This window comes from Acrocarpospora catenulata (genome assembly GCF_018476525.1).
In the GTDB taxonomy this organism is placed as follows: domain Bacteria; phylum Actinomycetota; class Actinomycetes; order Streptosporangiales; family Streptosporangiaceae; genus Acrocarpospora; species Acrocarpospora catenulata.
The window spans coordinates 149943-157594 of sequence record NZ_JAHCST010000019.1; the positions used below are offsets into that span (position 1 = coordinate 149943).

General features: G+C 64.6%; 7 protein-coding genes. All 7 read left to right on the top strand.

All coding sequences use genetic code 11. The features are described from left to right. The first annotated feature begins 9 nt into the window (after positions 1–9). The 7 genes from KIP79_RS21525 (at position 10) to KIP79_RS21550 (ending at position 6653) form a co-directional block, all read left to right on the top strand. Positions 10–1554, top strand: a complete 1545-nt coding sequence (locus tag KIP79_RS21525) for a GMC family oxidoreductase (RefSeq protein ID WP_214106678.1) — start codon at positions 10–12, stop codon at positions 1552–1554. Beyond that, positions 1551–2759: a metal-dependent hydrolase family protein gene (locus KIP79_RS21530; protein ID WP_214106679.1), complete on the top strand. Its 1209-nt coding sequence runs from the start codon at positions 1551–1553 to the stop codon at positions 2757–2759. The genes KIP79_RS21525 and KIP79_RS21530 overlap by 4 nt, the downstream gene beginning before the upstream one ends. 75 nt (positions 2760–2834) lie before the next feature. Further along, positions 2835–3767 (top strand): dihydrodipicolinate synthase family protein, encoded by a 933-nt coding sequence (locus KIP79_RS21535; protein WP_214106680.1) that lies wholly within the window; start codon positions 2835–2837, stop codon positions 3765–3767. Further along, the gene (locus KIP79_RS21540) at positions 3764–5206 is read left to right on the top strand and encodes an aldehyde dehydrogenase family protein (protein ID WP_214106681.1); all 1443 of its coding nucleotides are present in this window, start codon (positions 3764–3766) and stop codon (positions 5204–5206) included. The genes KIP79_RS21535 and KIP79_RS21540 overlap by 4 nt, the downstream gene beginning before the upstream one ends. Positions 5207–5269: 63 nt before the next feature. Next, positions 5270–5917, top strand: coding sequence for a GntR family transcriptional regulator (locus KIP79_RS21545; protein ID WP_214106682.1), 648 nt, complete (start codon positions 5270–5272; stop codon positions 5915–5917). A 301-nt stretch (positions 5918–6218) separates the two neighbouring features. Then, on the top strand, positions 6219–6341 hold the full coding sequence (locus KIP79_RS48515) for a hypothetical protein (RefSeq protein WP_256447383.1): 123 nt from the start codon (positions 6219–6221) through the stop codon (positions 6339–6341). A 27-nt stretch (positions 6342–6368) separates the two neighbouring features. After that, the gene (locus KIP79_RS21550) at positions 6369–6653 is read left to right on the top strand and encodes an alpha-L-arabinofuranosidase C-terminal domain-containing protein (RefSeq protein WP_308169828.1); all 285 of its coding nucleotides are present in this window, start codon (positions 6369–6371) and stop codon (positions 6651–6653) included. Positions 6654–7652 lie beyond the last annotated feature (999 nt).

Here is a 7652-nt window from a genome sequence, read left to right on the forward strand (position 1 = left end):
GAGAACACAGTGGACGAGTACGACTACATCGTCGTGGGAGCCGGTTCCGCGGGTGCAGCCGCGGCTGCACGCTTGACCGAGCTCGACGGCGCCACCGTGCTGCTCATCGAAGCAGGTCCGCGTGACTTCGACCCGAACATCCACAGCGTCACCGGACAGCTCGCGACATGGGGCACCGAGGTCGACTACCAGTACAAGTCAGAGCCCCAGCGCCACACCTACGACCGGATCCTCGACCTGCCGGCAGGACGAACCCTGGGCGGATCGAGTTCGATCAACGGCATGATCTTCGTCCGCGGAAGCCGCGAGGACTATGACGGATGGGCCTACCTCGGCTGTGAGGGGTGGGACTACGAGTCGGTGCTGCCGGTCTTCAAGAAGATGGAGGACTGGGAGGGAGGGGCCGACGAGTACCGCGCCACCGGCGGTCCCCTCAGGGTCTCGATCAACCACCAGATGAACCCGATCATGGAAGCGGCTGTCGAAGCGTCGGTCGAAGCAGGCTACACGTTCAACCCGGACTACAACGGCGCTGAGATGCTCGGTGTGGCACGACTTCAGCACACCATCAAGGATGGGCGTCGCTGGTCCTCCAGCGCGGCTTACCTTGGCACTCCTCGACCCAACCTCAGTATCCGCGCCGACACGCTCGTCGAGCGTCTCGAGGTCAAGGCCGGACGTTGCGTCGGCGTCACAGTTCGCGATTCCGACGGCCAGCGCGAGACCATCAGGTGCGCAGGCGAGGTAATCGTGTCCGCGGGCGCTTACGAGTCCCCGAAGCTTCTCATGCTCTCAGGCATCGGGCCGTCAGATCAGCTGGCCAGTCACGGCATCGACACAGTCAACGAGCTGGCAGGAGTCGGACAGAACCTTCACGACCACGTGCTGTGCGGGGTCGTCTTCGAAGCCAAGAAGGACATCCCGCCCCAGGTCACCAGCTTCATGCAGACGGCCCTTTTCCTGAAGAGCGACCCGACGCTCAAGGGCCCCGACCTACAGCCCGTCTTCAAGCACATTCCGTTCTACCAAGCCGGTGAAACCGGCCCCGAACGTGCGTGGACGATGAGCGCCGGTCTCATCCGCCCCGACAGCCGCGGCACCTTGACGCTGCGCTCCTCAAACGCCGCGGACCACCCACTTATCGACACCAACTACCTCGCCACCGAACACGACGTGCGCCGACTCGTCGAATGCGTCGAGATCGTCCGAGAGATCGCCCACCAGCCGGCATTCGACGAGTGGCGGCTTCGGGACCTCTACCCGGCCCCGGACGTCACCACCTACGAAGGGCTGCGCGACTACGTCAAGCGCACCTATGGCACGTACTACCACCCTGCGGGCACCTGCAAGATGGGTTGGGACGAGGCCAGCGTCGTTGACCCTCGTCTCAGGGTGCACGGCATCGACGGTCTCCGCGTGGCCGATGCGTCGATCATGCCGATCGTCATCGGCGGGAACACCAATGGGCCATCCATCATGATCGGTGAGCGGGTCGCCGAGTTCATCAAGGCAGACATCGCGGCGAAGAGAACTCCGGTTGGGGCCCTGTCGTGACGGTCACGGTTCTGCGTGGCGTTCAGGTGCTCGACGTCGAGACCGGCGAACTGAATCCGCGGGGCAACCTCGTCATCGAAGGGGAACGCATCGCTGACCCAGCAGCTCGCACCTACGATGGGGACGCCGAGGTGTTCGACTTCGACGGCGCGGTGGTCATGCCGGGGCTCTTCGATTGCCATGTCCACCTGACGGCAGTCTCCGCCGACCTCATCGGGCTGACTGACGAGTCTCCGCAGTACGCCACTGCCTACGCGATCGGCACGATGCGCGAGATGCTCCGCAAGGGCTTTACCACCGTCCGAGATGTCGGCGGCGCCGACTTCGGCCTTGCGCAAGCGGTCCAGGACGGCCTCATCCCAGGTCCTCGGGTCCTGTTCGGCGGGAAGGCGATCTCGCAGACCGGTGGCCATGGTGACATGCGCAAGCGGGGCCGCAACGTTCATGATCCTCACCCGTGTGGTGCCGGCATCGGCATGGTGTGCGATGGCGTCGACGAGGTCCGTCGCGGCGTTCGCTCCATGCTCCGCACGGGAGCAGACCACATCAAGATCATGGTGTCGGGGGGCGTCGCCTCGCCGACCGACCGGATCGACTCCACACAGTATTCCGACGAGGAGATCTCTGCGGCCGTCGCAGAGGCTGCCGCAGCCAACCGCTACGTGGCTGCGCATGCCTACGACTCCAAAGCGATTAACCGAGCTGTCCGCCTGGGCGTTCGAAGCATCGAGCATGGCAACCTGCTCGACGAGTCCTCCCCACCCGTGTTCCGCGAGCACGGCGCCTACTACGTGCCGACGATCATCGCCACCACCAGCTACCTGGACGGTGAAGGCATCAACGAGGTCGAGCCCGAAGTGCGCGAGAAGATCGAAGTGGTCGCGTACAAGGGAATAGAGGCCCTGCGGATCGCTCACGAAGGGGGCGTCCAGATCGCCTTTGGAACCGACCTCCTCGGTGCCGCGAACAAGGTGCAGATGAAGGAGTTCGACCTGCGTGCGCGTGTGCAGGACCCCATCGACATCATCCGCTCCGCGACCCAAATCTCTGCCCGCCTGGTGCAACGCGACCACGAACTCGGCCTGATCCGCCGGGGCTACGTCGCCGACCTTCTCGTTCTCGAGCGAGACCCCAGGGGCGACATCACAGCAATCAGCGCTACCTCGCCCGTAGCCGTCTTCACCCGAGGCCGACGAGCCACCTGACCGGGCCGCTCCACGAGCGCGAACCCCGCCGCGCAATGTCACGCCTGAGATTCGAGTCGAGAAAGGCATCACGTCATGAGTGCAACCAAGAAGATGGACCTCGGCGGAGTCATCGTAGCCACGACCTTGGCGTTCCGAGAGGACGTCAACGCGCCTGCCGAGCTCGCAGTCGACTACGACGCCTTCGCAGCACACTGCTCCTATCTGATCGACGAAGGATGCCGAGGAGTCGGGCCGAACGGGTCCCTCGGCGAGTACTCGTCATTGACCGACGAAGAGCGCCGCACCGTCGTGCGGGTCGCCCGGGAGGCGGTCGGAGATCGTGGCTTGGTCGTTGCCGGCGTCCACGGCGTCGGCTGGCACCAGGCTGTCTACTGGGCCGAGCAAGCGGCCGAGGACGGCGCCGACGCTGTTCTCGCCCTGCCACCGACCATCTACCGAGCCAACCGAGACGAGGTCCTGGCCCACTACCGCGAACTCGACCGGGTCGGCCTGCCGATCATGCTCTACAACAACCCGATCGACACCAAGGTGGACCTCACCCCCGACCTCATCGCCGAGCTCGCGCAGCTCAACAACGTAGTCGCGGTCAAGGAGTTCTCCACCGACATCCGGCGGGTGCTCGAGATCAGGGACCTGTGCGACATCGACGTCGTCGCGGGCGCCGACGACCTTCTTTTCGAGTCCCTGGTCGACGGTGCCGTCGGCTGGTTCGCCGGCTACCCCAACGCGTTCCCCCGCGAGGCCGTCCTGGTGTGCTCGCTAGTCGAGCAGGGCCGCATATCTGAGGCACGCGACCTGTACGCAGCGATGCGTCCGGTCTTCGGATGGGACTCCAAGACCGAGTTTGTGCAGGCGATCAAGCTGTCGATGGACCTCGTCGGCCGCACATACGGTGGGCCGACCCGTCCCCCGCGAGGGCCGTTGTCGGCTGAGATCGCCAGCCAGATCGAACGTGACACGCACCGCGCTCTCGAAGCGGCCCGTTCGGTGAGCTCACTCGTATGACCACTGCAAGCAACGCCGGCACGATCCTCGATGCTGCGCTCCTAGCCCAAGACCTGCCCGAGTTCGTGAACGACTCGTCGCGCGCGGCCGCACTCCGGTCGCTCGAGCAGGCCCTGGCCGGGCATGCTGACTCGCTGGTTGCGCTCGCAGCCGATGAGACAGGCCTTGGCATCGAACGGCTCACGGGCGAACTCGTCCGCACTCGTTTCCAGCTGTTGCTCTTCGCCGACATGATCGCCGACGGCGGGCACCGCCGGCCCGTCGTAGACGCGGCCGACCCTGCCTACCCACCAGCTCCGCGCCCGGACCTCAGGCGGGAACTGGAACCCCGCGGTCCGGTGCTGAACTTCGCCGCAAGCAACTTCCCGTTCGCGTTCTCGGTCCTGGGTGGCGACTCCGTGGCTGCCCTGGCTGCGGGATGCTCAGTCATCGTCAAGACCAGCCCGGGACATCCCGAGCTCTCAGCTCGGGTCGCCCACCTGGCGCAGGACGTATTCGCCTCACTCGGGCTGTCGTCCCAGACGATCCAGATCGTGGACGACGAGCAGGTGGCCCGTGACGTACTGCAGGAGCCGCGGCTGAAGGTGGCCACCTTCACCGGATCGACCTCCGCGGGATCAGCGTTGGCGCGTATCGCCGCGACACGGCCCGCACCGATCCCGTTCTACGGCGAACTCGGCAGCATCAACCCCGTCGTGGTCACCCCGAACGCAGCCCATGCCCAGGCCACCGAACTGGCCAAGGGTCTGGTCGGGAGCGTCTCAGGCTCGGCTGGCCAGTTCTGCACGAAACCAGGTGTTGTGTTCGTTCCCGACAACGCCGACCATTTCGTGAACACGGCGATCGAGCACTTCGAGGACGTGCCGAAGCACCGCATGTTGAGTCCCCGGATTGGTGAAGGCTACCTCCGTCATCGCGACCAGATCTGCGACACCGACGGTGTCCGTGTCCTGGCGGCCGACGACGCCTCCCGCAAAGGACTCAACTTGTGGGTCACTCCCACACTCGCCGAGACCACCCTGGATCGCGTCCTGGACGACCCGACCCTCGTGCGTACCGAAGTTTTCGGTCCGTTCTGCCTCTTCGTGAGGTACCGGACCCTTGTCCAATTGGTCGATGCCTTCCCGAAGCTGTTCATCGGGAACCTCACCTCGACCATCCGGCACACTGCCATCGATCTGGACGAGGTGGAGACCCTGGATCACATTCGTGCCTTGCTGTCGGCATGTGCGGCCACATCGGGCCGAGTGCTTCTCGACGGATGGCCGACGGGCGTTTCCGTCACCGCCGCCATGCAGCACGGGGGACCGTGGCCCTCATCTACCGATGCCAGTACGACCTCGGTTGGCCCAAACGCCATCAACAGGTTCCTTCGACCGGTGACCTACCAATCGGCACCGGACGTGCTACTCCCTGAAGGCCTGCGGAAGACTGTGTAACTCTGAAGCAATCTCACTTTGCATACGACGACGTAGAAAAGGCAGCCCGTGGAACGAGGAGTCATGAAGCTCCCGTCGATTCCGATCGAACGGCGGAGCGTCAGGGAACGGGTCACGATCGCCCTCAGGGCAGCCATCGTCTCCGGCGACATGCAGCCCGGAGCGATCCACTCCGCCCCCGAGCTGGCGTCCCGGTTCGGAGTGTCAGCGACGCCAGTTCGAGAAGCAATGATGGACCTAGCGCGTGAGGGCATGGTCGTCACACTGCCGAACCGTGGGTTCCAAGTCACCCAAGTTTCCCACGAGGACATCGAAGAGATCACCGAACTCCGTCAGATCATCGAACCGGCCGGCTTGAAGCTGGCAGCGCCTCATTTCACTGCGGCAGATCTTGATGCCATGCACGCGATCGCGCGGGACAACGTCCGAGCGGCAACCGAAAAGGACATCGCCCGGTACCTCGAGTCCGATCTGGATTTTCATTTACGGATACTGGACGGAAGCGGAAACAAGCGCCTGGTCGAAACGGTCCAGCGGCTTCGTGCGCAAACCCGCCTGTTCGGAGTGATCGCGCGAGCAGAGGAGGGCACTCTCGCAGACTCGGCAGCCGAGCACATCCGACTCGTCGACCTGCTCCTGGCCAATAAGGTGAACGAGGCGATTGAGCTTTTGTCGGTTCACATTGGGCACACCCGAGATATATGGCAGTAGGGCCAACTCGTAGGTCGAACTCTTCGTGGGCAAACTCGAGAGCCCTAATACTCCAGTAGCACATCGGGATGCGGGCTGAGATTCGGCTGGGCAGGGACAGCACGGAGCGATGGGCAAAGTGCTTGTCCATGCTTATTCCTACTCGTCTGTGCTCGTTCACACTTGTTCCTGCTCGTACCCGGGACGAAAGGCAGACTGCCACCGCTGGATCATTCAGGTGTGATGGAACTGAAGATCATGCGGTGGCCGCGATGGCCAGATTAGAACACCTCGATACCGCCCGTCTGCGGGGCCGGGCTGGATGACGCGTTCGCGCTGGTCGCGGGCCGGTTCAAGCGACGGAAGGTACGGCTGCGCGCCCATGCGCCGGGCGCGGCGGATCGAGGAGCTGGTGCGCGGGCACGCCGCCGTCATGGACTGCTAGGACCCGCAGTGGGCGGTCGGTCTCGCCATCGATGAGTGGGGCACATGGTGGGACGTGGCGGAGGGTAGCAACCCCGGCTTTCTGTACCAGCAGAACACCATGCGCGACGCGCTCGTCGCCGCGGTCCACTTCGACGTCTTCCACCGCTTCGCCGGGCGCGTTGTGATGACCAACATCGCGCAGACCGTCAACATCCTTCAGGCCGTGCTCCTCACCGACGAGACCACAGGGACGCTGGTGCGCACGCCGACCTACCACGTGTTCGCCATGAACACCGGGCACCAGGACGCCCAAGCACTCGCCGTGCACTGACGCGGCGACCTGCCCAGCGTGCAGGTCGACGGCGCGGAACTGAGCACCCTGTCCGCTTCGCGTCCACCAGGGGCGACACGGCGCTGATCTCGCTCACCAACCTGCACGCCGACCAGGCGCGGACAGTCGTCCTGCACCTGCGCGGACGCGAGGTCGCAGGAAACGAGTCGCACGTGCTCACGGCGACGGCGCTAAACGCGCACAACACCGCCGAGAACGGCGACACGGTCATCCCGAAACCCACACCGACGTCCGGACGTACACCGGCGGGCTGGAGATCACCGTGCCTTCGCACGCCCGTCACCGTACGCCTGAATCTCCGCACATGACGATCATCCGGACCCGGCGGCGGCATAGGTGAAACCTGTGCGGATCCGCGCACGCAACCCTACGGTGCCGTATTGCCGGTAGGTTGCGGCGCTGCTCACATCGCGAGGCCGCCGTCCACCGGCAGTACCGCTCGTCCCGGCAACTCGCCAGGCGCCCGAGGCTGCTCGACGGGAGAACCCGGCGAAGCCGGGCTGCTCATCGCTCTGGCAGGAGCCATCCGATTGGGGATGACGATTGCCTCGTCGAAATGCCACCGACATGGCATTCGTCAAGCCTGGAGGACTTGATAACCCGGGACGACCGTGGGGGTCCTTGTAGGCACAGTCGTCCCGGGCGAGAATCACCGGCTGATACTCGCCTGCGGCCCGGCGAAGGTGCTGGGCACCTGAGAGGCCAGGTCCAGACGGTAGGACTAGAAGCTCGAAGGGTGAAGGCCGAGCCGTCCGTGGTGCCGGTGCAAGTCATGCGGCGCACGCATGCAATTCCCTGGTCTGCCCCTCGGCGATCGGAGGAATCTGTGATCAAATTCCCACGTGTGTTAGCCTGGATCTTTCGTGATCTTCCCGTGGTCGGTTGAATGGTCCGGCTGAGCGTTGATTGCGTGATCGGGTCAGTGTTGTGGCCCGGCTGTCGTGCCGGGTTGACGGGGATCCACGGGCCCGCGGTTGT